This window comes from Enterobacter sp. KB-221C9, assembly GCF_041320715.1.
In the GTDB taxonomy this organism is placed as follows: Bacteria; Pseudomonadota; Gammaproteobacteria; order Enterobacterales; family Enterobacteriaceae; genus Enterobacter; species Enterobacter asburiae_D.
Map to the genome: position 1 here is coordinate 275,677 of NZ_JBGIWG010000002.1, position 24,504 is coordinate 300,180.

Annotated in this window: 21 protein-coding genes; 8 read left to right on the forward strand and 13 right to left on the reverse strand. The window is 56.9% G+C overall.

Annotated elements, in window-relative coordinates:
• Window positions 1-67: 67 nt before the first annotated feature.
• Window positions 68-1,012, forward strand: coding sequence for a LysR substrate-binding domain-containing protein (locus AB8846_RS03430; protein ID WP_370732027.1), 945 nt, complete (start codon window positions 68-70; stop codon window positions 1,010-1,012).
• Here AB8846_RS03430 and AB8846_RS03435 read toward each other — a convergent pair.
• The 3 genes from AB8846_RS03435 to yddG form a co-directional block, all read right to left on the reverse strand.
• Window positions 1,002-1,442: a GFA family protein gene (locus tag AB8846_RS03435; RefSeq protein WP_063142692.1), complete on the reverse strand. Its 441-nt coding sequence runs from the start codon at window positions 1,440-1,442 to the stop codon at window positions 1,002-1,004. The two genes, AB8846_RS03430 and AB8846_RS03435, sit on opposite strands and share 11 nt — an antisense overlap.
• A 77-nt stretch (window positions 1,443-1,519) precedes the next feature.
• The gene (ompC, locus tag AB8846_RS03440) at window positions 1,520-2,602 is read right to left on the reverse strand and encodes a porin OmpC (protein ID WP_063142693.1); all 1,083 of its coding nucleotides are present in this window, start codon (window positions 2,600-2,602) and stop codon (window positions 1,520-1,522) included.
• 620 nt (window positions 2,603-3,222) lie between these two features.
• A complete protein-coding gene (gene yddG, locus AB8846_RS03445; RefSeq protein WP_370732028.1) occupies window positions 3,223-4,101 on the reverse strand; it encodes an aromatic amino acid DMT transporter YddG in 879 nt (292 codons plus the stop codon).
• A 221-nt stretch (window positions 4,102-4,322) separates the two neighbouring features.
• Between yddG and fdnG the strand changes: the two genes are divergently transcribed.
• The 3 genes from fdnG to fdnI are packed head-to-tail and all read left to right on the forward strand — an operon-like array spanning window position 4,323 to window position 8,915.
• Window positions 4,323-7,370, forward strand: a complete 3,048-nt coding sequence (gene fdnG, locus AB8846_RS03450; RefSeq protein ID WP_370732029.1) for a formate dehydrogenase-N subunit alpha — start codon at window positions 4,323-4,325, stop codon at window positions 7,368-7,370.
• An 11-nt stretch (window positions 7,371-7,381) separates the two neighbouring features.
• The gene (gene fdxH, locus AB8846_RS03455) at window positions 7,382-8,266 is read left to right on the forward strand and encodes a formate dehydrogenase subunit beta (protein ID WP_370732030.1); all 885 of its coding nucleotides are present in this window, start codon (window positions 7,382-7,384) and stop codon (window positions 8,264-8,266) included.
• Window positions 8,259-8,915, forward strand: coding sequence for a formate dehydrogenase-N subunit gamma (fdnI, locus tag AB8846_RS03460; protein WP_032640727.1), 657 nt, complete (start codon window positions 8,259-8,261; stop codon window positions 8,913-8,915). Before fdxH ends, fdnI begins: the two co-directional genes overlap by 8 nt.
• Window positions 8,916-8,975: 60 nt before the next feature.
• Here fdnI and ppk2 read toward each other — a convergent pair whose 3' ends face one another.
• A complete protein-coding gene (gene ppk2, locus AB8846_RS03465) occupies window positions 8,976-9,794 on the reverse strand; it encodes a polyphosphate kinase 2 (RefSeq protein ID WP_370732031.1) in 819 nt (272 codons plus the stop codon).
• Window positions 9,795-10,046: 252 nt separating this feature from the next.
• Between ppk2 and AB8846_RS03470 the strand changes: the two genes are divergently transcribed.
• From AB8846_RS03470 to araJ, 3 genes are all read left to right on the forward strand, one after another.
• A complete protein-coding gene (locus AB8846_RS03470) occupies window positions 10,047-10,415 on the forward strand; it encodes a hypothetical protein (RefSeq protein ID WP_370732032.1) in 369 nt (122 codons plus the stop codon).
• Complete coding sequence (locus AB8846_RS03475; RefSeq protein WP_370732033.1) at window positions 10,415-10,921, forward strand: DUF3828 domain-containing protein; 507 nt, start codon at window positions 10,415-10,417, stop codon at window positions 10,919-10,921. The genes AB8846_RS03470 and AB8846_RS03475 overlap by 1 nt, the downstream gene beginning before the upstream one ends.
• A gap of 189 nt (window positions 10,922-11,110) precedes the next feature.
• Window positions 11,111-12,286 (forward strand): MFS transporter AraJ, encoded by a 1,176-nt coding sequence (gene araJ, locus AB8846_RS03480; protein ID WP_370732034.1) that lies wholly within the window; start codon window positions 11,111-11,113, stop codon window positions 12,284-12,286.
• Window positions 12,287-12,292: 6 nt separating this feature from the next.
• On the opposite strand, the gene AB8846_RS03485 is transcribed toward araJ, so the two are convergent.
• The 7 genes from AB8846_RS03485 to AB8846_RS03515 all read right to left on the reverse strand — a co-directional run bounded on the left by AB8846_RS03485 (window position 12,293) and on the right by AB8846_RS03515 (window position 20,751).
• On the reverse strand, window positions 12,293-13,384 hold the full coding sequence (locus AB8846_RS03485; protein WP_370732035.1) for an alkylhydroperoxidase domain protein: 1,092 nt from the start codon (window positions 13,382-13,384) through the stop codon (window positions 12,293-12,295).
• A gap of 10 nt (window positions 13,385-13,394) precedes the next feature.
• On the reverse strand, window positions 13,395-14,384 hold the full coding sequence (locus AB8846_RS03490) for a putative FMN-dependent luciferase-like monooxygenase (RefSeq protein WP_370732036.1): 990 nt from the start codon (window positions 14,382-14,384) through the stop codon (window positions 13,395-13,397).
• Entirely contained in the window at window positions 14,381-15,988 is a 1,608-nt protein-coding gene (locus AB8846_RS03495) for a dipeptide ABC transporter ATP-binding protein (RefSeq protein ID WP_370732037.1), read from the reverse strand. The genes AB8846_RS03490 and AB8846_RS03495 overlap by 4 nt, the downstream gene beginning before the upstream one ends.
• The gene (locus AB8846_RS03500; RefSeq protein WP_032656932.1) at window positions 15,988-16,836 is read right to left on the reverse strand and encodes an ABC transporter permease; all 849 of its coding nucleotides are present in this window, start codon (window positions 16,834-16,836) and stop codon (window positions 15,988-15,990) included. Before AB8846_RS03500 ends, AB8846_RS03495 begins: the two co-directional genes overlap by 1 nt.
• Window positions 16,833-17,777 (reverse strand): ABC transporter permease, encoded by a 945-nt coding sequence (locus tag AB8846_RS03505; protein ID WP_370732038.1) that lies wholly within the window; start codon window positions 17,775-17,777, stop codon window positions 16,833-16,835. The genes AB8846_RS03500 and AB8846_RS03505 overlap by 4 nt, the downstream gene beginning before the upstream one ends.
• A 10-nt stretch (window positions 17,778-17,787) precedes the next feature.
• Window positions 17,788-19,407, reverse strand: coding sequence for a TIGR04028 family ABC transporter substrate-binding protein (locus AB8846_RS03510; RefSeq protein WP_370732039.1), 1,620 nt, complete (start codon window positions 19,405-19,407; stop codon window positions 17,788-17,790).
• 141 nt (window positions 19,408-19,548) lie between these two features.
• The gene (locus AB8846_RS03515; protein ID WP_370732040.1) at window positions 19,549-20,751 is read right to left on the reverse strand and encodes an NAD(P)/FAD-dependent oxidoreductase; all 1,203 of its coding nucleotides are present in this window, start codon (window positions 20,749-20,751) and stop codon (window positions 19,549-19,551) included.
• A gap of 130 nt (window positions 20,752-20,881) precedes the next feature.
• Between AB8846_RS03515 and AB8846_RS03520 the strand changes: the two genes are divergently transcribed.
• Entirely contained in the window at window positions 20,882-21,388 is a 507-nt protein-coding gene (locus AB8846_RS03520) for an Rrf2 family transcriptional regulator (protein ID WP_063142705.1), read from the forward strand.
• Window positions 21,389-21,431: 43 nt separating this feature from the next.
• Here AB8846_RS03520 and adhP read toward each other — a convergent pair whose 3' ends face one another.
• Window positions 21,432-22,442 carry an alcohol dehydrogenase AdhP gene (adhP, locus tag AB8846_RS03525; protein WP_028018928.1) on the reverse strand — a complete coding sequence of 337 codons (1,011 nt, stop codon included), beginning with the start codon at window positions 22,440-22,442 and terminating at the stop codon, window positions 21,432-21,434.
• 198 nt (window positions 22,443-22,640) lie between these two features.
• Window positions 22,641-24,353, reverse strand: a complete 1,713-nt coding sequence (locus AB8846_RS03530) for an ABC-F family ATP-binding cassette domain-containing protein (RefSeq protein WP_370732041.1) — start codon at window positions 24,351-24,353, stop codon at window positions 22,641-22,643.
• Window positions 24,354-24,504: the final 151 nt, after the last annotated feature.

Below are 24,504 nucleotides of genomic sequence, written 5' to 3' on the forward strand. Positions count from 1 at the left end.
ATCTTAATGATTTATATAAAGATAATATAATCGCATTTCCGGACGAAAAGCCTAAAGAAATCAACATATGAATAAAACAGAACAATCGGCGGATTTGTCTGCGTATGCAGAAAGCCGCCTGGCAAACGATCCGCCGCTTCGGGCTGTCCGTGCCTTTGAGGCCATCGCCCGGCTGGGCAGCGTCACGCTGGCCGCGCAGGAGCTGGATATCTCACCGTCGGCGGTCAGTCATCAGCTCAAGGTGCTCGAAGGGTATCTGCAAATGCCGCTGACGGAGCGTCAGGGGCGCAGGCTGGTGCTGAGCCAGCACGGACGTGAATATTACCGCTCGATCCGTGCGGCGTTTAACGTGCTGCGCCAGGCAACGGAGCATCTGGCTGAGCAGGCGCAAACGCGTCAGGTCACCATTAGCCTGATCCCGCTTTTCGGCATGGGGTGGTTTATTCCGCGCCTGCCTGATTTCATGCGTGCCAATCCGCAGACCGAGATCAACGTAGTGTATGCCAACCACCGTAACTATCTGAGCGATGCGTCGGATATGTCGATTCGTTTTGGTAACGGCCAGTGGGCGGGCTATCAGAGCGAAAAACTGATTTCCGGACAGATGGTGCCGGTGTGCAGCCGCGCTTTTTTGCGCATTCATGGCCATATCGACACGCCTGAGCAGCTGCTGCAAATGCCGCTGCTGCATGATGAGGAGCGCACCACGTGGCCGCAGTGGTTTCTGCTGCAGGGGGTAAAACGCCCGCTCCGGCGCAGCGGCCCTCTGTTTGAGGACGGGCTGTTAACGCTGGCGGGCGTGCAGGCCGGGCTGGGCTGCGCGTTGATGCGCGAGCCGCTGATCGCACCTTATCTTGAGAGCGGCGAGCTGGTGAAGATATTTGACTTACCCATTGATGACGGGCGCGACTATCACCTCTGCGTTCGTTCAGATTCAGAGATGACCGAGGACGGTAAGCTGCTGCAAAACTGGCTGCGTCGGGCGGCGAGCGTTGAACCACTTACGGCGTAAGCAGGCAGTGTTTGTCCAGCGCTTCCATTTCCGATCCGCTGTAGCGCGCGTATTGCCCGGTCAGGCCAAAAAACGCAGGTTGGGTTTCGGTGTAGATTTCTGCTGCTAGCACCAGCCGACGTCGTTCATCCTCGCTCATCTCAAGCAGCGTCCAGGGAATGAAGTAGCGCGACGTTGAGGTCAGTTTGAACCACAGCGGGCAGCCGCAGCCGGGACAGAACCAGCGTTCGCCGCGTGCGGATGACGCAAAATGAGAAGGGGAGATGGAGTCTTGCTCTACCAGCGGCTGGCCCTGCGTCTCAAGATACATGGCAATACCGCCCGACCACTTCTGGCATTGCGTGCAGTGACATGCGTATACGTCAAAATTGTTGAGGCTCGCGCTGAACTGACTCATTCCGCACAAGCAGCGTCCTTTGAATATGTGCATGGCGTACTCCTTTTTGACGCCAGAAATCCGTATAAAAAAAGCCAGCCACATGGGCTGGCTTTTTATCGTGACAAATCTTAGAACTGGTAGGTCAGGCCTACAGCTACGATGTTGTCGGTAGCAACGCCAGTTGCTTTGGTGAAGCTGTTGTCGTCAACCAGGTTGATTTTGTAATCAACATAGGTAGACATGTTTTTGTTGAAGTAGTAGCTCGCGCCAACGTCAACGTATTCAACCAGATCCTGGTCGCCGTATGAACCGATGTCTTTACCTTTGGATTTCAGGTAAGCGATGGATGGACGCAGGCCGAAGTCGAACTGGTACTGAGCAACAACTTCGAAGTTCTGAGCTTTGTTCGCGATATAACCGTCACCGAAGTTGGTCATGTTGCGGGTTTCAGAGTAGGTAGTTGCCAGGTAGATGTTGTTCGCATCGTATTTCAGGCCAGCAGCCCATACTTCTGCGTTTTCACCGCCAGCGTTAACGGTGTTAGCGACGCGACCTGCAGCAACCTGACGGTCAGTACGGTCAGATTTAGCGTAGGTTGCACCAACACCGAAGCCGTCCATTTCATAGGTAGAAGATAGACCCCAGCCGTCACCGTTCGCTTCGGTGATGTCATTACGGTCGTTTTTACCCTGGTACTGAGCAGCAACGTTCAGACCGTCAACCAGACCGAAGAAGTCGGTGTTACGGTAGGTTGCAACGCCAGTCGTACGGCCAGTCATAAAGCCATCGGTCTGAGTCCAGGTATCGCCACCGAACTCTGGCAGAACGTCAGTCCATGCGCCGATGTCGTAAGCAACACCGTAGTTACGACCGTAGTCGAATGAACCGAATTCGTTGAATTTCAGACCCGCGAATGCCAGACGGGTTTTGTTGCCGTCAGCGCCCTGGGATTCAGAACGGTTGCCTTTGAACTCATATTCCCACTGGCCGTAACCGGTCAGCTGATCGTTGATCTGAGTTTCGCCTTTGAAGCCCAGACGAACGTAAGTTTTGTCGCCGTCGTTGCTGGAATCATCAGAGAAATAGTGCAGACCTGTTACTTTACCGTACAGATCCAGCTTGTTACCGTCTTTGTTATAAACTTCAGCCGCGTTTACAACGCCTGCTGCCAACATGGAAGTCACTGCCACTGCAACTAATTTAAGTTTCATCTTAAATATTCCTTATAATTTTCTTTGGTATTTCCTGAGCCACTTTGAACAATTTCTAAACGAGGCTAATCGTCAATGGCATGCTATTTTTAAAAATCTTGTAGTCCTATTTCAATAATAAGTTTCAAATTATTAGTAATAATTTCAGTTAGTGTGATCGAGATCGGGTAAATGACGGTGAAATGGCGTGAATTGATGAATATTCATCCAATTTTTTGCGTGATTGATTGCCGGAAATATAGTTACGCTGTGGTTTTATAAAAAATGGTAATTATCGGTATTTTCGTTCTTTTGGTGAGGGGTGAGTGGCCATTTTAGCCGTAATGCCTTGTTTTAAACCTTTTATGTACGGAATTTCCGTCCTATTAAATGAAATAAACAGAAACACACTATTGCACTTTGTGCTATTAAGATCGTGAGTATTCGCAAGTAACTAATCACGAGCCGGTGTCAATTTATGTCAATGGAAGTGAATGGAAATTTACGAAAGGACGCTAATATAAACAGAGTCTAAACACGCGCACTACTGGCCTGATGAATATTTTGGCGTGCGCTCACATATTAAATTTATGTTAATTTTTTGCTGTCGGGATAAATATTACCCGACAGCAAAACTGGCATTATTTTCTGGTGGCGTACCAGCACAGCAACGACCCGGCGCAGACCATCAGCGCGCCTTGCCAGAATGCGAAGGAGAGTGGGGAATTCAGCACTGCGGCGGCAAGCGCGGCTGAGAGGACCGGGGTGAAATAGGATACGGCAGCCAGTACCGTGACGTTACCGTGAAGGATGCCAATATTCCATGCGGCATAACCAAACCCAAGGGCTACCCCGCACATCACGAGTTTTACCACCACCGGAAGCGTGAACACCATCTCGGGCTGATCGCTGAGGGCATATTTCACCCACAGACTCAGCGCTGTCAGCAAAACAAACAGGGTGATACCGTTTTGCCCTTTCGCAAATTTACTGGTGACCGTGCAGTAGGCGGCCCAAATAAATGCCCCGGCGAATGCCAGCGCATAGCTCAGCGGACTGGACACGATATTGCGGGTGATTTCATCAAGATGTAACCCCTGTTCGCCCCCTAATACCCAGCAGACGCCCAGCAGCGAGATGGCTAACCCGGGGATCACCCACAGGGTAGATTTTTGACCATTGAACAAAATGGCAAACACAATCGTCAGGCTTGGCCAGAGATAATTCACCATACCGACTTCAATGGCCTGAGCGCGCGTTGCGGCATAGCCCAGCGACAGCGCCAGGCATATTTCGTAGCTGACAAATAAAACGCTGCCGGCAATAAGATAGCGGGGTGAAAACCGCCTGATATCAGGAAATCCTACCGTCACCAGACACAGTAATCCGCTGAGGGTGTATATCATCGCCGCACCGCCTACCGGGCCCAGTCCCTCACTCACGCTGCGAATTAGGCCGACCATGGTGCTCCATAACAGTATTGCCGCCAGCCCAATAAGCGTTGCTCTTTTTCTGTCCATTACTTCGCCATTGCAATAAAAATCAAACGAAAAATGTATCGCATTCATCCTGACGCTGTCGCGAATTATTCTCTTAAACCGTTAATCAAAAAGGGGTATTTAAATATTCCGGGGGTGACTATTAAGGGGGTGAAGACAGATGACCTTGATTTGACGCAAAAAAATCAGGGGAGTTACTGTTAGTTTGCGGCGCCAAGTCTTATTCGAAAACGAGGACAACAATGGACGTCAGCCGCAGACAATTTTTTAAAATCTGCGCGGGCGGTATGGCCGGAACAACGGCAGCCATGCTGGGATTTGCTCCCAAAATGGCGCTGGCTCAGGCACGCAACTATAAGCTGCTGCGCGCAAAAGAGATCCGTAACACCTGCACATACTGCTCCGTAGGTTGTGGGCTTTTGATGTATAGCCTGGGCGATGGCGCGAAGAACGCCAGAGAAGCGATTTACCATATTGAAGGGGATCCGGATCATCCGGTGAGCCGCGGGGCGCTTTGCCCGAAAGGGGCGGGGCTGCTGGACTATGTTCACAGCGAAAACCGCCTGCGCTACCCGGAATACCGCGCGCCGGGTTCTGATAAATGGCAGCGTATCTCCTGGGATGAGGCCTTTTGCCGTATTGCCAAATTAATGAAAGCCGACCGCGACGCCAACTTTATTGAAAAGAACGCGCAGGGCGTAACGGTCAACCGCTGGCTTTCCACCGGGATGCTGTGCGCGTCTGCGGCGAGTAATGAAACCGGCATGCTGACGCAAAAATTTGTGCGCTCTCTCGGCATGCTGGCGGTAGATAACCAGGCGCGCGTCTGACACGGACCAACGGTAGCAAGTCTTGCTCCAACATTTGGTCGCGGTGCGATGACCAACCACTGGGTTGATATCAAAAACGCTAACGTCGTGGTGGTGATGGGCGGTAACGCCGCTGAAGCCCATCCGGTGGGGTTCCGCTGGGCGATGGAAGCGAAAAACAACAACGACGCAACGCTTATCGTCGTCGATCCGCGCTTTACGCGTACGGCATCGGTGGCCGATATCTATGCGCCAATCCGCTCCGGCACGGACATTACGTTCCTGTCTGGGGTACTGCTGTACCTGATCGAAAACAACAAAATTAACGCGGACTACGTTAAGCACTACACCAACGCGAACCTGCTGGTGCGGGATGATTTTGCCTTCGATGACGGGCTGTTTAGCGGCTATGACGCTGAAAAACGCCAGTACGATAAAACATCCTGGAACTATCAGTTCGACGAAAACGGCTACGCGATGCGTGATGAGACCCTGACGCACCCGCGCTGCGTGTGGAACCTGCTGAAGCAGCACGTTTCCCGCTACACGCCGGACGTGGTGGAAAACATCTGCGGCACCCCGAAAGCGGACTTCCTGAAGGTGTGTGAAGTGCTGGCCTCAACCAGCGCCGCAGACAGAACCACGACGTTCCTGTACGCGCTGGGCTGGACGCAGCATACCGTCGGCGCGCAGAACATCCGCACCATGGCGATGATCCAGCTGCTGCTCGGCAACATGGGCATGGCGGGCGGCGGCGTAAACGCGCTGCGCGGTCACTCCAACATCCAGGGCCTGACCGACCTCGGCCTGCTGTCGACCAGCCTGCCGGGCTACCTGACGCTGCCGTCTGAGACGCAGGCCGATCTGCAAAGCTATCTGGCCGCGAATACGCCAAAAGCGACGCTGCCGGATCAGGTGAACTACTGGAGCAACTATCCGAAGTTCTACGTCAGCCTGATGAAATCCTTCTATGGCGATGCGGCGCAGAAGGAGAACGACTGGGGCTTTGAGTGGCTGCCGAAGTGGGACCAGTCCTACGACGTCATCAAGTATTTCAACATGATGGATAAGGGCAACGTCACGGGGTATATCTGCCAGGGCTTTAACCCGGTGGCCTCCTTCCCGGACAAAAACAAAGTCGTTCGCAGCCTGAGCAAGCTGAAGTACATGGTGGTTATCGATCCGCTGGTGACCGAGACCTCCACCTTCTGGCAGAACCACGGGGAATCAAACGATGTCGATCCGGCGTCGATTCAGACCGAGGTGTTCCGCCTGCCGTCTACCTGCTTTGCAGAAGAAGACGGCTCTATTGCCAACTCCGGCCGCTGGCTGCAGTGGCACTGGAAAGGCCAGGACGCCCCGGGCGAAGCGCGTAACGACGGCGAGATCCTGGCCGGGATTTACCATCGTCTGCGCGAAATTTACCGCACCGAAGGGGGCAAAGGCGCCGAGCCGCTGCTGAAAATGAGCTGGAACTACAAGCAGCCCGATCGCCCTGAGTCAGAGGAAGTTGCCAAAGAGAACAACGGCGTGGCGCTGGCGGATCTCTATGACGCGAACGGCACCCTGGTGGCGAAGAAAGGCCAGCTGCTGAACAGCTTCGCGCTGCTGCGCGACGACGGCACGACCGCGTCGTCATGCTGGATCTACACCGGCAGCTGGACGGAGCAGGGCAACCAGATGGCCAACCGCGACAACGCCGATCCGTCCGGGCTGGGCAATACGCTGGGCTGGGCGTGGGCGTGGCCGCTCAACCGCCGCGTGCTGTATAACCGCGCCTCGGCGGACATCAACGGCAAGCCGTGGGATCCGAAACGCATGCTGATCCAGTGGAACGGGGCGAAGTGGACGGGGAACGATATCCCGGACTACAACACCGCCGCGCCGGGCAGCAACACCGGGCCGTTTATCATGCAGCCGGAAGGGCTGGGACGCCTGTTTGCCCTCAACAAGCTGGCAGAAGGGCCGTTCCCGGAACACTACGAGCCGATGGAAACGCCGCTGGGCACCAACCCGCTGCATCCAAACGTGATCTCCAGCCCGGTAGTGCGCATCTACGAAGACGACGTTCTGCGCTTAGGCAAAAAGGACAAGTTCCCGTACGTGGGGACAACCTACCGCCTGACCGAGCATTTCCATACCTGGACCAAGCACGCGCGGCTTAACGCTATCGCGCAGCCGGAACAGTTTGTGGAGATCAGCGAGACGCTGGCGAAGGCGAAAGGCATTGCCAACGGCGACCGCGTGACGGTGAGCAGCAAGCGCGGCTTTATTCGCGCGGTGGCGGTGGTGACCCGTCGTTTGCAAAGTCTGAACGTGCACGGGCAGCAGGTGGAAACCGTGGGCATTCCGCTGCACTGGGGCTTTGAGGGCGTGGCGCAGAAAGGCTACATCGCCAATACCCTGACGCCAAACGTCGGCGATTCCAACTCGCAAACGCCGGAGTACAAGGCGTTTCTGGTCAACATCGAGAAAGCGTAAGGAGCGATTCAATGGCGATGGAAACACAAGACGTTATCAAACGCTCCGCGACCAACCCGATAACGCCCGCGCCCCGCGCGCGGGACTACAAGGCAGAGGTTGCCAAGCTCATCGACGTCTCTTCCTGCGTGGGCTGTAAGGCCTGCCAGGTGGCGTGCTCGGAGTGGAACGATATCCGCGACGTGGTGGGGCACTGCGTCGGGGTCTACGACAATCCGGCGGATCTGAGCGCTAAATCCTGGACGGTAATGCGCTTTAGCGAAACCGACCAGAACGGCAGGCTGGAGTGGCTTATCCGCAAAGACGGCTGCATGCACTGTGAAGATCCGGGCTGCCTGAAGGCGTGCCCGTCTGCCGGCGCGATTATTCAGTACGCCAACGGGATCGTCGACTTCCAGCAGGACAACTGCATCGGCTGCGGCTACTGCATCGCGGGCTGTCCGTTTAATATCCCACGCCTCAATAAAGAGGATAACCGGGTATACAAATGCACCCTGTGCGTGGACCGCGTCAGCGTCGGGCAGGAGCCTGCCTGCGTCAAAACCTGTCCGACCGGGGCTATCCACTTCGGCACCAAAAAAGAGATGCTGGACGTGGCGCAGGCGCGTGTGGACAAGCTGAAAGCGCGCGGCTACCAGAATGCGGGCATCTATAACCCGCAGGGCGTGGGCGGTACGCACGTGATGTATGTGCTGCACCACAACGACCAGCCGGAGCTGTACCACAACCTGCCGAAGGATCCGGCGATCGATACCTCCATCAACCTGTGGAAAGGGGCGCTTAAACCGCTCTCGGCGGCGGGCTTTATCGCTACCTTTGCGGGGCTGATTTATCACTACATCGGGATCGGGCCAAACAAAGAGGTGGATGACGACGAGGAGGATCATCATGAGTAAGTCGAAAATGATAGTGCGCACGAAGTTTGTCGACCGCGCCTGTCACTGGACGGTGGTGATCTGCTTCTTCCTGGTGGCGGTGTCGGGGATTTCGTTCTTCTTCCCGACGCTGCAGTGGCTGACCGAAACCTTCGGTACGCCGCAGATGGGGCGCATTCTGCATCCGTTCTTCGGCGTGCTGATTTTCGTGGTGCTGATGTTTATGTTCGTGCGCTTTGTCCACCATAATATCCCGGACAAGCAGGATATCCCGTGGGTGAAAGGGATCGTCGAAGTCCTGAAGGGGAACGAGCATAAAGTTGCGAAGGTGGGGAAATACAACGCCGGGCAGAAGATGATGTTCTGGACCATCATGAGCATGATTTTTGTGCTGCTGGTGACCGGGGTGATTATCTGGCGTCCGTATTTTGCGCACTATTTCCCGATTCAGGTGATTCGCTACGCGCTGCTGATCCACGCCACGTCGGCCATCATTCTGATCCACGCCATCCTGATCCATATGTATATGGCGTTCTGGGTAAAAGGATCGATTAAAGGGATGATTGAAGGGAAGGTGAGCCGCCGCTGGGCGCAGAAACACCACCCGCGCTGGTATCGTGATGTGGAACGTCTGGAAGCGAAACAGGAAAGCACGGAAGGAATGAAGTGAGCCCTGCGCCGTCGGCTTTGCCCGGCGGCGCTGCGCTTGCGCGGGCCTACTCCTGCTATATCAGAACCGCTCCTGCACATACCGGAACGGGTATTTTGTGGGTTTGACTTTACCAATTTTACGTTTCGGTAAATCCACCTTGTCTACGTGTATTTCTTTATAGGGGATCTGCGAAAGCAGGTGCGAAATAATATTCAGGCGCACGCGTTTTTTATCTTCTGAACGCGCCACAAACCACGGTGCCCAGGCGGTATCGGTGGCTTCAAACATAGCGTCGCGCGCGAGGGTATACTGGTCCCACAGGTTAAAGGATTTAATATCCATCGGCGAAAGCTTCCAGATTTTACGACCGTCGTTAATTCGATCGCGCAGGCGGCGCTCCTGCTCTTTAGGCGTCACCTCCAGCCAGTACTTCAGCAGGATAATCCCGGCATCCACCATCGCTTTTTCCATGACCGGTGCGCCGTCCAAAAATTTCTCCGCCTGTTCCTCCGTGCAGAAACCCATTACCCGTTCCACGCCCGCGCGGTTATACCAGCTGCGATCGAATATCACTATTTCGCCAGCCGAAGGCAGATGCGGTACATAGCGCTGGAAGTAGAGCTGACTTTTTTCTTTATCAGTTGGCGCCGGCAGCGCAACAACGCGAAACACGCGAGGACTGACGCGCTCGGTAATCGCTTTAATGGTACCGCCTTTACCGGCACCGTCGCGTCCTTCAAAAACAATACACACTTTGAGACCTTTGGCGACGACCCACTGCTGGAGCTTAACCAGTTCCACGTGCAGGCGACGAAGCTCTTGTTCGTACTCTTTGGTCTTAAGCGGTGCATTCGTTACGACATCAACAGCGACACTGGTTTTCTTTTTGCTACCCATGATTGTCATCCTCAGGTTGTCCGGCGCGGAAAAAGCGAGGCCGCACTATGAAGTGTAATCCACCTGATATTATACGTAATGTTTTTAGGTAATTAATTTCACAGCACTTTTTAAGGCAGATACTGAGATGTTCACGAAGACGTTTGGCACCCGTTCCCTTATGCAGATGCAATAAAATCAGCACTTTTAATCCCACACGCTCTATGTGGTTAGCGTGATAATTTCATTCATATTTACTTAAGGGAACTAAGAATGAGTTGGAATAAAGAAGCTGCGGTTTCGTATCTCCGTTCACACGCTCTGGGGCACTCTCATAGTGAATGTGCTAAGTTTACCCGCCTGGCCATTATGGCTGGAGGTGTTAAGGTACCGAACACAGATTATGCAAAAGATTATGGGGCGGAATTATTACGCGCTGGGTTTAGTGAGCTGCCGCCCGGTTCAACTTTAATTTCTGGCGATGTGGCTGTGATACAGCCGTACCCCGGTGGAAATGGCATAGGTCACATGACTATGTATGACGGTACGCAGTGGATTTCTGACTTTGTTCAAAAAAGCATGTATCCGGGGCCTGGGTATCGCAAGATGCAACCCTCTTTTAAAATTTACAGGATGCATTAATGAAAAGGATATTTTTGTCATTCGTTATGTTGCTGGTGGGATGCAGTTCGGCTGCCAAACAAGATCAGTGCGCGCAAGACGCTGCCGAATCATTTTATAAATCCTATCTTTCCGCATATGGCAGCGATGAAGCCAGGCCTTATCCTGCCGACGAACTGCGTAAATATGTTTCTGCTGATACTATTTCCCGGATTGATGCCATTCAGGAAATCTCTGAACAAGAGTTAATGGAGTCTGATTATTTTACGTATACCCAGGATTACTCTCGCGAATGGATACCTGCGTTACGAGTCGAAAACGCCAGGCCCTTTTTAAACGGAGTAGTCGTCCAGGTCACTGAAGGGGCGGGTAACGGGAGAAGCATACACCTTGAAGTATTTCTTCGTCGTGAAGATGATGCATGGAAAATCTACCGCGTTCGTGACATAACGAACAATCACGAGCACCCCATTTTCAATGCTGGCGCTATTACACGCGCCAAAACAGTGGCAGAAAGCGCACTGTGAAAGCTACACCTTAAACCTTTTGAAGCCCTGACACCTGCCGGGGCTTTTTATTTGCCATTCCTGCCGCGTAGCAATTGGAGAAAACTCCTGAAGTAATGGATTAACCTGTCAGCCAACGGATTTGAACTGGCTCACCATACAAGATTATTCAATAATGCCCGTCGCGAGTGATTAACCAGTGGTTGAAGTATGAAAAAGACAATTTTTTCGTTGGCACTTGGCACATTTGGCCTCGGAATGGCTGAATTTGGCATTATGGGCGTGCTCACCGAACTGGCACATGACACGGGTATTTCGATTCCCTCCGCCGGGAATATGATCTCGTTTTATGCTTTCGGCGTGGTGATTGGCGCCCCGATTATGGCGCTGTTTTCCGGTAAGTTCTCCTTAAAAACCACGCTGCTGTTTCTGGTGGCGATGTCCGCTGTCGGCAATGCCCTGTTTACGTTTTCCACGTCGTACTTCTGGCTGGCGCTGGGACGGCTGATTTCTGGTTTTCCGCACGGGGCCATTTTTGGCGTCGGGGCGATTATCCTCTCGAAAATTGCGCCACCGGGTAAGGTGACGGTCGCGGTGGCGGGAATGATCGCCGGTATGACCGTAGCCAACCTGGTGGGCGTACCGCTGGGGACCTGGCTCGGGCACCAGTTCAGCTGGCGCTATACCTTTTTTCTGATTGCCGTGTTTGACGCGCTGGTGATCCTCTCGGTTTTGCTCTGGGTGCCGGACATCCACGACACGTCAGAAATCAAATTGACCGAGCAGTTCCACTTTATGAAAAAACCAGAACCCTGGCTGATTTTTGCCGCCACCATGTTTGGCAACGCCGGCGTGTTCGCGTGGTTCAGCTTCGTTAAGCCGTTTATGGTCAACGTTTCAGGCTTCACCGAAGGCGTGATGACGATCGTCATGATGCTGATGGGGCTTGGCATGGTGTTGGGCAATCTGCTGAGCGGTAAACTCTCGGGCCGGTTTAGCCCGCTGCGCATTGCGGCCACCACCGACATGGTGATTGTCGCCTCACTGCTGCTGCTTTTCGCCTTTGGCGAACTGAAAACGGCTTCGCTGGTCATGGGCTTTATCTGCTGTGCCGGGCTGTTCGCACTCTCTGCGCCGCTACAAATTCTGCTTCTGCAAAATGCGAAGGGCGGTGAGATGCTGGGGGCGGCAGGGGGGCAGATGGCGTTTAATCTCGGCAGCGCGATTGGCGCGTATTTTGGCGGGATGATGATTACCTTCGGCTTTAGCTGGCGTTACGTCACGCTGCCGGCGGCAATACTCTCTTTCTCGGCCATGAGTGCGCTGCTGATCTACGGTCATCTTCGGGCCAGACGGGCTCAGGCTAACGCTCGCGCGCTAGCCTGACAGGTTTCAGGCAAGCCAGGGCTCACCCAGGGTCAGCATCAGGCGGTTGGCCCAGGCGAAGAACGCGGCGGACTGCACCAGATCAAGCTGCGCTAAGGTATCCAGCCCCTCTTTTTCCAGCGCGGCAAGGTGCAGCGGCGTGGCGGCAGGCGGCGTGACCGACAGCGCCGCCGCAAAATTGATTTCCGCCTGCCAGCGTGCGGATTGCCCCTCGCTCAGAGATTGCCCCGGACGCACCGCCAGAAGCGCCTCTACCGCAGCGTCATCCTTTGACAGCTGGCTGGCCTTACGCGCATGGACAGATGCGCAGTAAATGCAGCCGTTGATTTTACTGGCGACCGTTGCGGCCAGCTCGCGCTCGGCGCGCGGCAATCCCCCCGGTGTATAAAAAATCCCTTTATCCGTTAGCGTGCGCTGTTCAAGCACCGGCAGATTGCGCCCCAGCAGGCGGAAGTAGTCGGAATCGGTATGACCAAATTTCGCCAGGATGGCAACCTCATCGTCACGGAAATCCGCCAGCGGTTTGGCCGCTATCCACGGTTCCCATCCCAGCTCCTGCTGGGTAAACGCGACGGGGGCCGCCTTTCCGGTGACCGTTGTTGCGGTTGTGTGCCAGATGCCTGCCGCCACCGGCGCATCGCTTTTGGCGACGGGCTTGTCGTTCAGCAGCCGCAGCCCGGTGATGAGTCGGCTCTGGAAGCTCACAAACGCGACGAGCTGCGCCAGGGTAACAATGCCTTCCTTGCTCCATCCCGCCTGGATCAGCGCCTTCAACGCCGCAGGCGTCGCTTCGACGGGGGAGAACGTCAGCAGCCGCGCGAAATTCAGCGCCGGGGTCAGGCGTTCTGAGGTGGGGTCGGCCAGGCCAAACCCCGCATAGTGCGCGGCCAGCGCCTCCGCGCTGTGCCAACGGGCGACTTTTGCCGCCACGGCGAAGCGCTCGTCGAGTGCAAAATCACCATCCTGCTGGCTAAACAGGATTTCGTAGCTGCCCTGCGCGTGGCGCGTGGCGGCATCACGCGTGGCGCGCGCCTCTGCCAGAGGGGAACCGGGTTTAATTTCCGCCAGCTCGGCGAGAATGTCCTGACTTAATGACATAGGTGTCTCCTCAAAGTATGTGGGGGGCAATACGTTCGGCAATCAGTTCGATGGACCGCAGCGTGTCGCGATGCGTGGGTTCGACCGAATGAACCTGGAATGAGATATCCGTGGCGCGCCTGAGAATGGAATCCGCATTCAGTGAATGCAGCACCGTATCGGGCGAACCAATATGGGCGTCGAACTGGCGGCGATAATCGGTGACGCTGTCACCTTTAACCGTGTGCCCGGCAGCGCGATGCTGCTGGGCTTGCTTCGTGAGGCCCGGCGCCGCGACCTTGAGCGCATAGTCGTCGCTGTCGGCGACGAACGCCGTGCGGGAGGCCAGAATACGCGGCGCGATGCTCGCCGGCAGCGCATCGAGGTAGGCATCCACAATCGGGTTCTGGATCTCGTCGAGCGTTAAATCCAGCCGATCTGCCGGGCGCGGCTGCGTGCGCGAGAGCATTAAACCGTGTCCGGCCTGCGCGGCGCGAACGGCACCGTCGACAGAGAAGGTGGCAATCCAGATACGGTCAGCAAGCTGTGGCGCAGGCGGGTAAAGGTGGTTATCCGGATGGGTCAGGGAATCCCCGCGCCAGGCGCTTTGGATCACATGCAAATGGTCGGCAAAGGCCGCGCCGCGCTCCTCAAACGTCAGGCCGAACGGCAGAAATGAGGTCGGTGTGCCGCCCGATCCAAAACCGACTTCAAGACGTCCATCGGCGAGTAAATCGAGCACGGCGGCATCTTCTGCGACGCGCAGCGGGTTTTCCATCGGCAGGGTAATGATGGCCGTGCCCAGGCGGATGGTTTCGGTATGCGCGGCGACGTGCGCCAGAAACAGCAGCGGCGACGGCAGGCCGCCTTCACTTTCGTGGAAGTGGTGCTGCGCGATCCAGGCGCTGTCAAAACCGTGGCGTTCGGCGTGGCGGATCTGTTCAGTTGCCAGACGATAGCGCTCCTTCGGCGTAGCGTCGTCAAGCAGGCGGGTGAAAAATCCCAGGCGTTTTCGCGTCATGCGAACTCCTCCGTAGCGGGTGAAAAATGGGGAATGGCGTCAATCAGCTCGCGGGTATAATCGTTCTGCGGCGACGCGAATAAGGTTCCAACGTCGCCCTGTTCGACCACCTGACCGCTGCGCAGCACCGTGACGCTGTGGGCGATCCGGCGAACGGTAGACAGATCGTGCGTGATAAAAAGGTAGGTCAATCCCAGCTGCTGCTGCAGCTGCTGAAGCAGAGCCAGGATCTGCGCCTGGACGGTGACGTCCAGCGCGGAGGTGGCTTCGTCCAGCACCAGAATGGTCGGCTCGAGGATCAGCGCCCGGGCGATGGCAACGCGCTGGCGCTGTCCGCCTGAAAGTTCCCGGGCGGTGCGGCTCAGGAGTTCGACGGGCAGGGCAACCCGCTGCGCCACGGTCTCCACCCGGATCTTTCGCTCCGCTTTGCTCAGGCGAGAAAAATTCTTCAGGGGTTCTTCGATGATCTCGAACAGCGTCTGACGCGGGTCGAGAGAGGCAAACGGGTTCTGGTAGACAAACTGGATCTTCTGGCGCAGCTGACGGCGGGCCTCGCGGCTGAGCGCGGTGGCATCAATATCATCAATGATGACCTGCCCGCTGTCGGCCTGTTCAAAACCCAGCAAAATACGGGCGAGGGTGGTTTTCCCGGAGCCGGATTCACCGACCAGCGCATGCGTACTGCCGCGCCTGACGTCAAACGTTACCCGATCCAGCGCCTGAAGCTTGTGACCTTTGCCGAGGGAGAATTGTTTGCTGATGGCGAGGGCGCGAATGGCCGGTGACGCGAGCCGGCGGCCTGCTACCGGGGCGATGGTCAGGCGCTGGCCCTGGAGATCGCTCAGCAGCTGGCGGGTGTAGGCGTGCTGCGGCGTGCGGACGATATCGGCGGTGTTGCCCTGTTCCTGAACCTCGCCATCGCGAAAAACCAGCAGCCTGTCCGCGCGCTGTGCGGCCAGCGCCAGATCGTGGGTGACAAACAGAACGGCGGTACCCGACTCCCGGCGCAGGATATCCAGCAGATCGAGAATGCGTTTTTGCACCGTCACATCCAGCGCGCTGGTGGGCTCATCGGCAACGATCACATCCGGGCGCAGCGCAATCGCGATGGCAATCAACACGCGCTGTTTCATTCCGCCGGAGAGCTGGTGGGGATACTGCGTCATGCGCTGTTCGGGGTGGCTCAGGCCGACCTTTGTCAGCAGGGAGAGCACCTGCTCGTCGCGCTCGGCGCGGGTCACCTTCTGGTGTAGCTGAATAATTTCTCCGACCTGCGCACCGATGGTTTTCACCGGGTTGAGCGAATTACCCGGATCCTGCGGTACCAGGCTAATTCGCGCCCCGCGAAGGGTATCGAGACGCTTAGCGGACCATCGGCTAATCTCCTCGCCGTTGAGCGATATTTTTCCCGCATCGCGCCGGGCGTTGTCAGCCAGCAGACCAATGATCGCCTGTGCCGTGGTCGTTTTGCCGGATCCGGATTCGCCGACAAACGCCAGCATTTCCCCTCGCCCGAGCGTAAAGCTGACGCTATGCACCACCTCTCGCCACTGGCGCGCGGTACGGTAGCTAATCGTCAAATTTTCCACTGAGAGAACGGTCATTAGCGACCTCCGCTGAACTGTTGGCTGATACGGTTGGTGGCCAGCACCACGGCGATGACGACGACGCCGGGGAAGGTGGTGAGCCACCAGGCGGTAGAGAGATAGTTACGGCCTTCGGCAATCAATAAGCCCCATTCCGGCACCGGCGGCGGGGTGCCGTAGCCGAGAAAGCTCAGCGTGGAGAGCGCCAGGATGGCCTGACCAAACTGCAGCGTGGCAAAGGCGAGGACGGCGGTTAACGCGTTGGGCAGGATGTGTCGCCACAGCACCGCAAAGAACGTCCCGCCGCTGCCAAACGCCGCTTCGACATAATCCGTATGCCGGATGCGCACGACCTCACCGCGCGCGAGGCGGGCGAAGCTGGCAATTGAGGCCACGCCGACGGCAATCGCGGCGTTAACGGTGCCAAACCCGAGCAGAATAATCACCGTTAGCGAGAGCAGCAGAGACGGGATGGACAGCAGCACGTCGACGAAACGCATCAGCAGAGACTCGACGCGTCCGGCGAACGCCCCGGCAACCACGCCTAAGCCGGTGCCTACCACCAGACCCATCGTCACGGCGGCCAGCGCCGCGCTCAGGGAGTGTGATGCACCATAGACAATACGCGTGTAAACATCGCGGCCAAGCTGATCGGTGCCGAGCCAGTGTCCCGCCTGCGGCGCCAGGCGTTGTGCCCCGGCGATGCCCTCAATCGGGCTGTAGTGGGTTAACAGGCCGGGCGCCACGGCGGCAAAAGCGGCGAGAATAATCACCCCCCATGCCAGCCACAGTCCGGGCTGCCATTCCACGCCCTGCCACGCTGGAACGCGTTTTCGCGCAGCGGCAGCGTAATCGACAAGGCTCATGATGCACCTCCGGTAACGGTTTGCAGGCGGGGATCCAGCAGCGGCATCAGCAGATCCACCAGCAGATTGATCAGGACAAAACCGAGGGCGGAAATCATCACCACCGCCTGAAGCACGGCGATATCCTGGTTATTTACCGCCTGCTGGGTCAGCTGTCCGAGCCCGCTGCGGCCAAAAACGGTTTCCGTGATCAGCGCCCCGGCAATCAGCTCGCCCAGCAGCAGCCCGGCAATGTTCAGGACCGGCAGCAGGGCGTTGCCGGTAACGTGACGCCACAGGACGGCGGTTTCACTCAGCCCTTTGGCCCGGGCGACGGCGACAAACGGCTGCGTTGCCACCTGGTCCAGACTGCGCATCAGAATTTGTGCCAGCGGGGCGGAGATCGGGATCGCGACGGTCACGATCGGCAGGATCAACCCCTGCAGCGGCGTTGGGTTAATCACCGGGATCAGCCGCAGCTGAAAAGAAAAGAGCTGGATGAGGGCAATCCCCAGCCAGAACGTCGGTAAGGAGATAAACAGGACCGGCAGAGACTGGAGGGCATTGCTCAGCCAGCGCAGACCCGGCAGACGCGATGCAAAGGCCAGCGCGAACGCCAGCAGGACCGCGAGTACAAACGCGGGCAGGGCGAGACTCAGGGTATCCGGCAGATTGCTGGCAATCAGCTCGCTGACCGGCACGCCTGCCTGTAGCGAATAGCCGAAATCACCGCGCAGCATCGCCAGCAGCGTGTGGCCGTATTGCTGCCACAGCGGGCTGTCCGCGCCGTAGGCCACGCGCATCTCCTCGATTTGCGCCGGGCTTAAGCCCAGGTCCGGGTTCTGAAATTTAATCAGCACCGCGTCGCCCGGTAGCACCTGGAGCAACACGAACGAGAGGGTAAAGGCGGCCCACAGTACCAGCAGCCCGTGCCCAAAGCGTTGAAGAAGTGCGTGGCGCATCGTCAGCTCCTCAGTGTTTCTCAATCCACGCGCCGTAGAACGACGGGCGGCCTACCGCTTCAAAATTGACGCCTTTCAGCCACGGCGCGCCGGCAAAGACCTGCGGCTCTTCGAAAATCGGAATGACGTAGGCGTTATCCAGCAGGTAGCGCTGGGCATCGCCGCTCAGCTGCAGGCGTTTTTGCGGATCGACCTCAGCCGAAATGTTCACCAGCAGTTCATTCAGCTTGTCGTCACGGAAGTTTTTGACCTTGTCGCTGGATCCGCCTTTTTGCAGCAGCGCGTCGCGGTTAGCCGGGTAGAACATGCTTTTCACCACGTCAGGATCGGCGCGGCCCACTTCGGAGACGGTTAACGGGGTTTTCAGCGGGTCAAGGTTATCCAGCGTGCGGCTGCCTGCGTCACCGGCTTTGACGCTCAGCGCTACGCCCACCTGGCGCCACTGCTGGGCAACCAGCTGCAGCACCTCTTTGTTTTGCGGCTGCGGCAGGGATTCATACACCGTCAGTGCCAGCCGCTGGCCGTCTTTGGCGCGGATCCCGTCGCCGCCGGCTTTCCAGCCCGCGTCGTCCAGCAGCTGGTTAGCTTTTGCTGGGTCAAAGGTCAATTTGTCGCTGAGGTCGACAAAGCCAGCGGCGGAATCGGCAATCACCGACTTCGCCTGCGGATAGTTGGCCGAGAAGAGGGTCTCGACCACCTGTTTTGCATTGGTGGCATGCAGCAGCGCCTGGCGAACGCGAATATCGGAGACCAGCGGGTTATCCGGGCGGAAGCTGATGCTGTCATTCACCCCGCGCGTCGGGGCGGCGTAGATCTTATAGCCCTGGTCTGTCGCCTGCTTTTCGTCATACGCCTGCACCTGGCGAATAAAGTCGGCCTGACCGGCCAGCAGGGCGCCAACGCGCACGCTGTCTTCCTGAGTGACGATAAACTTAATGCCGTCTAGATTGGCTGGCCCCTGTTGCGCCAGATTTTTGGGACCCCACTGATAGTCTTTGCGCGCTTCGAGCGTCACTTCACGACCCAGCTTCTCGTCCTTCACCACAAACGGACCGGAGCCAATGATATGGCGGGCATCCCCCAGTTCTTCGAAGTTGCGCTTCAGCGTGCTGAGCGAAACCAGACCCGAGCCAATGGTGGCGGTGCCTTGCAGGAACCCCGGCGACGGTTTTTTGAAGTAGAACTTCACGGTCAGCGGGTCGATGACTTCGCTACGATCGTAGTTGTTGATCACTTCTGACACCGGCAGGCGCTGCGCCTTATTGCCTAAACCGTAGGTATCAAAATTTTTCGCCACGGCGTTTGCGTCCAGCGGCGTGCCGTCGGAGAAGGTGATGCCGGGACGAAGTTTAAAGGTGTATTCGGTTTTATCGGCGTTGGTTGTCCAGCTTTCTGCCACCCAGGGTTCCACCTGCAGCGTCTTTGGGTTCTGCCACGTCAGTTTGTCGGTGATTTGATTCAGAATGCCGCCGTTCGGGTAAAAGCCACCGGCAGGAGGATAGAGGTTGGTGTGCGCCTGTTGCTCCAGATAAATCAGCGTGCCGCCTTTTACGGGCGCATCTGCTGCCCAGGCTGCGGTTGTCGCCAGAATCAGCGCCGCCAGCAGCGGCAGACGAAATGGGGTTTGCATGGTGAATTCCTTTGTTATCTTCTTGTTAGCGTCGGATTCATCATCGGGCGCGGGGGAAAGCAAGGGAACAAAGGAATTAAGATAAGGATTGCCGGAAACTGAAAATAAAAAACGCCCCGTAACGGGGCGATGGCGGGGGGACTAGACGAATTTCGCCAACGGATCGGCGGCGGCAAATGCGACCGTTTTGTCTGCTGCTGGCGGATAGATCAGCTCGTTCGTGATGGCGATTTTGATCTTCTTCGCCTCGTCGCGGACGGATTTGACGGCCTGTTCCCAGCCCTCGGTATAGACTGCGCCCCACGCCCCTAAATCCAGGCAGGTAACATAGTTCACCTGACGATAAGGATATGGCGCGATGTTTAGCAGGCTGGCCGCCGCATTGTGTCCGGCAAATTTCCCAAGCTGGATGGCGTGCTGGCAGGTCATCAGCGCCGTGTTGCCCGCATCGTCCGTTTTGGCGTGCGCCATGTCGCCCGTTGCATAGATGTCCGGATGGGCTGGAACCTGCAGCGACTCGGTAACGATAAGCCGCCCCTGGTTGTCACGTTCGCCGTCAATCTGCTGGCTGAGGGGGCTGGCCTCAACGCCTGCCGTCCAGACCACGGTAGAGGCGGCAATACGTTCGCCATTTTTTAAGGTAACGCCGTTTGCGTCGATGGCTTCCACTTCGCTGTTAAGACGCCATTCAACGCCCAGCTCGCGGCTTGCGTCTTCAATGGTCTTGCGCAAGGCTTCGCTGTAACGTCCACCGATAACTGCACCGCGTTCAACTACGATTACTTTAATCGCCGTATTTTCACCTAATCGAGAACGAAGCCGGGCAGGGAGCTCGGTCGCTAGCTCAATGCCGGTGAAACCGCCGCCGCAGACCACAACGGTGTTGCGTTCTTTTGAGGCAGGCCGTGAAGCCAGTGAATCCAGGTGCTGTTCAAATACCAGCGCCGATTCCAGCTGGTCGATATCAAATGCGTACTCGGTAAGCCCGGCAATGGAAGGGCGTTTGGTCTGGCTACCCGTCGCCAGCACTAAACGTTCGTAAGCCACCGAGGATGTTATCCCTTGATTATCACGGAATACCACCGTTTTTGCCTGAGTATCAATATGTTCTGCGCTCCCGGCAATGAACTCAATATTCAGCTCAGCGAACAGTGCGGTCAGCGGCGCGACCAGCGTTGATACCTTTTCTTCATAGAAGCGCGGGCGAACGCGCAGCTCAGGAACGGGCGCCAGCACGGCAATCTTAAGACTGTCTTTTCCTTCCAGCGCCGACAGGCGAGCGGCACTGACCGCAGCCCACATACCGGAAAAGCCGCTACCCACAATTAAAATCTGCTTTTTCATACTCGATCCTTTTGATCGCCAGGCCGTGTACCTGACATAACTGCCACTATACTTGTCGGAGTTAACTGCGACAACTTCTTTCTGAGTTAAAAATCGTTATAATGGCCTGAACAGCAAACTGGGGTTAACCATGGCGTTTTACAGTTCCGGTGTGGAATACGGCATTCACAGCCTGATGTGCATGGTGGATGCGAAGGGCAACGAGCGGGAGATGAGCGTCAGGGAGATGGCTGCCCTTCAGGGCGTGCCGTACGATTATCTCGGTAAAATATTCACCCGCTTGTCGCGTGCCGGGCTGGTCATCAGTACGGAGGGCAAGGGCGGGGGCTTTAAGCTGGCGCGTCCGGCGGAGCTGATCACCGTGCTGGACGTAACGCACGCCATCGACGGCGAGAAAAATATGTTTGAGTGCAGGGAGATACGCCAGCGGCTGGCCGTGTTTGATGAAACGCCGCCTGCCTGGGTGTGTGACGGTCCGTGCGGGGTACGTTCGGTGATGGACAGCGCGCAGCAGCGAATGGAAGAGGAGTTAGCCCGGCATACCATTCTCGATCTGGCGCGCAAAATGTATCGGAAAGCACCGGACACGTTCCAGATAGAGGTTCAGGAGTGGATTTCGGACCGGCGTTCGTCGTAACTGTTGGCCGGGTAAGGCGAAGCCGCTACCCGGCGACAGGTATTTACGAGCGGAGATCAATGACCATACGGCCGCGGATCTGGCCCTGCTCCATCTCTTTAAAGATGGCGTTGATGTCCTCCAGCGGGCGCATCGTGACTTTCGGCACGACCTTACCTTCAGCGGCGAACTGGAAAGCTTCCTGCAGATCCTGACGGGTGCCGACCAGCGAACCTACCACCTGAATACCGTCCAGCACCAGACGCGGAATGTCGAGACTCATCGCTTCCGGCGGCAGGCCAACCGCGACCACGCGGCCACCGGCACGCACGGCATCAACGGCGGAGTTGAATGCTGCTTTTGCAACGGCAGTAACGACTGCGGCATGCGCGCCGCCCGTTTTCTCCTGCACAATTTTAGCGGCATCTTCGCTGCGGGAGTTGATGGTTAAATCTGCACCCATGCTGGCCGCCAGCTTCAGCTGTTCGTCGTTAACGTCAAGGGCGATAACTTTGGCGTTAAAGACGTTTTTGGCGTACTGCAGCGCGAGGTTGCCCAGCCCGCCCAGACCATAGATTGCAATCCACTGGCCCGGTTTGATACCCGAGACCTTCACCGCTTTGTAGGTGGTAACGCCAGCGCAGGTGATGCTGCTGGCCGCCGCCGAATCCAGGCCGTCCGGCACTTTTACCGCGTAATCCGCGGTGACGATGCACTCTTCCGCCATCCCGCCGTCAACGGAGTAACCGGCATTTTTCACATCGCGGCACAGGGTTTCGTTGCCGGTATTACAGTATTCGCAGTGGCCACAGCCTTCAAAAAACCAGGCCACGCTTGCGCGGTCGCCGACTTTCAGCGACTTCACGCCTGGGCCGACTTCTTTTACGATACCAATCCCTTCATGGCCCAGGATTACCCCGGTTTTATCGCCGAAATCACCGTTCTTCACGTGGAGATCGGTATGGCATACTCCACAGCATTCCATCTTCAGCAGGGCTTCCCCGTGCTTAAGCGGGCGTAATGTTTTTTCGGTGACGTTGACCTGGTGATCCTGAGTGACAACAGCAGCCTTCATGTGTATCTCCTTGTTCATGATAAGAATCTGTATAGCAGGTGTAGTACCCCTTAAGGATTGATACATTAGCCTGGTAATGCAAGGTTGCGGCAACATAATGTCATCATTTGATTCGATTGCAGATTAAGAATACGGCGTTCCTCTAATAATTTAGGGGGAAAATACTGGCCCGACGAGAGATACTCGCCGGGCGCAGACTTACAGCTGTGCCTCTATCTCCTCAATCTCTTTACGCCATTGTGCCTGCAGCTGCGGCTTTTGATGCTTTGGCTTTCGCGCCAGATCGTCTTCCAGCAGCGTTTCCAGCGCGACCAGCCGTTCGAGCAGGTCGTCATACGGCGAGGATTGAACCGACGCAGTAGCGATAACAGGCGCGGTGGATGTCACCAGCCCCGCGCTTTCACGCAGGCGCTCAAACACCGCTTCTGCATCGTGCCACTCGCTCAGCTTTCCCTCTTCAATCAGCCAGAAACGGTTGCAGCTTTGGCTAATTAACTGACGGTCATGGCTGACCAGCAGCACGCCGCCTTCGAACTGCTGAAGGGTTTGTGCCAGCGCCTCTTTGCCTTCCATGTCCAGGTGGTTGGTCGGCTCATCCAGCATTAGCAGGCTATAGCGGGCAAGCGTCAGGCCAACGAACAGCAGGCGCGAGCGCTCGCCACCGCTGAGCGTGCTGACCGTTTGCCCGTGACGCGCCCACGGGAAACCCGCGCTTATCAGCGCCATTTTGCGGTTCTGCGGATCCGGTGCGAAAGGCTCCAGCGCGTCGAGCAGCGTGGCGTTGTCCGCAAGCTGATGAAGCGTCTGGTCGTAATAGCCTGGCGACACGCGCGGATGGATTTTCAACCCGCTGTCTGCGGACTCTTCGGCGAACTGTTGCCAGATAAGCCTCATCAGCGACGATTTGCCACAGCCGTTACGACCGACAATCGCCACGCGATCGCCGCTTTTTAGCCGCGCCACGTCGATGTTAAACAGCGGCGGTAGCCCGGGCGCAGGCGGGACGCTGAGGTTTTCCATCTCCAGCAGACGGTCTGCCCGCAGCGCGTCGCCGCGCAGGGTTAACGTCCACGGGCTGCCTGCCGTGAGCGCCGTCTGGCTCTCCTTCAGCCGTTCGACCTGTTTTTCCATCTGTTTGGCTTTGCGGGCCAGGTCTTCGTTGTCGTAAACCTTGCCCCAGGTCGCCAGACGTTTGGCGCTGGCGGTCACGCGGTCTATCTCCTTTTGCTCCGCCTTGTGGCGCTGCGCGTCGCTTTCATCCTTTGCTTCAAGCGCCTTGCGGGCGGCCGTGCAGGGAAGGGCGAAGTAGTGCAGCGTTTTATCGCGCAGGATCCAGCTGCCGTTGGTGACGGCATCCAGCAGCTGTCTGTCATGCGAGACCAGCACGAAGCTGCCCGACCAGTTCTGTAGAAAATGCTCCAGCCAGAGCATGGTCGGCAGGTCAAGGTGGTTGCTGGGTTCATCGAGCAGGAGCAGATCCGGCTCGTGAATCAGCGCCCGCGCCAGCAGCAGGCGGGTGTGTTGCCCGCCGCTCAGCGTGGCGGATTGCAGCATCATATCCTGCGGCGTGAAGCCCATGCTCGCCAGCAGCGTTTCGGCTTTCCAGCGCAGGCTATCGCGCTCGGCTAAAGGCAGCTGTGCGAGTACGGCATCCAGCATGGTCAGCGGGAAAATGGCGTCCGGGAGATGTTGCTCCACGCGCGCCATCAGGCAGTGCCCGGCAAGCGCTACCGTTCCGGCGGCGGGGGAGTCTGTGCCGTCCAGCACCTTCAGCAGCGTGCTTTTTCCGCAGCCGTTGTCGCCCAGCAGGCCAATGCGGTCGCCTTTTTTCAGCGTAAAGGAGAGTGAGTCGAAGAGCGTGCCAAACGCCGTATCAACGCGTAAAGATTGTGCAGTGAGTAAAGTGCTCATTGTTGCTTACCCAAGAGTTACAGGCATGTTTATGCCTCGTCAAACATCGCTGACGATAACTCAGTAAGCCCGAGAGAAGGGATTTCAGGGGTTGGTGTCTTCGCTCAAGCAGAAGTTATCGCAGCACGATACCGATAACGCTTGAGCTGGT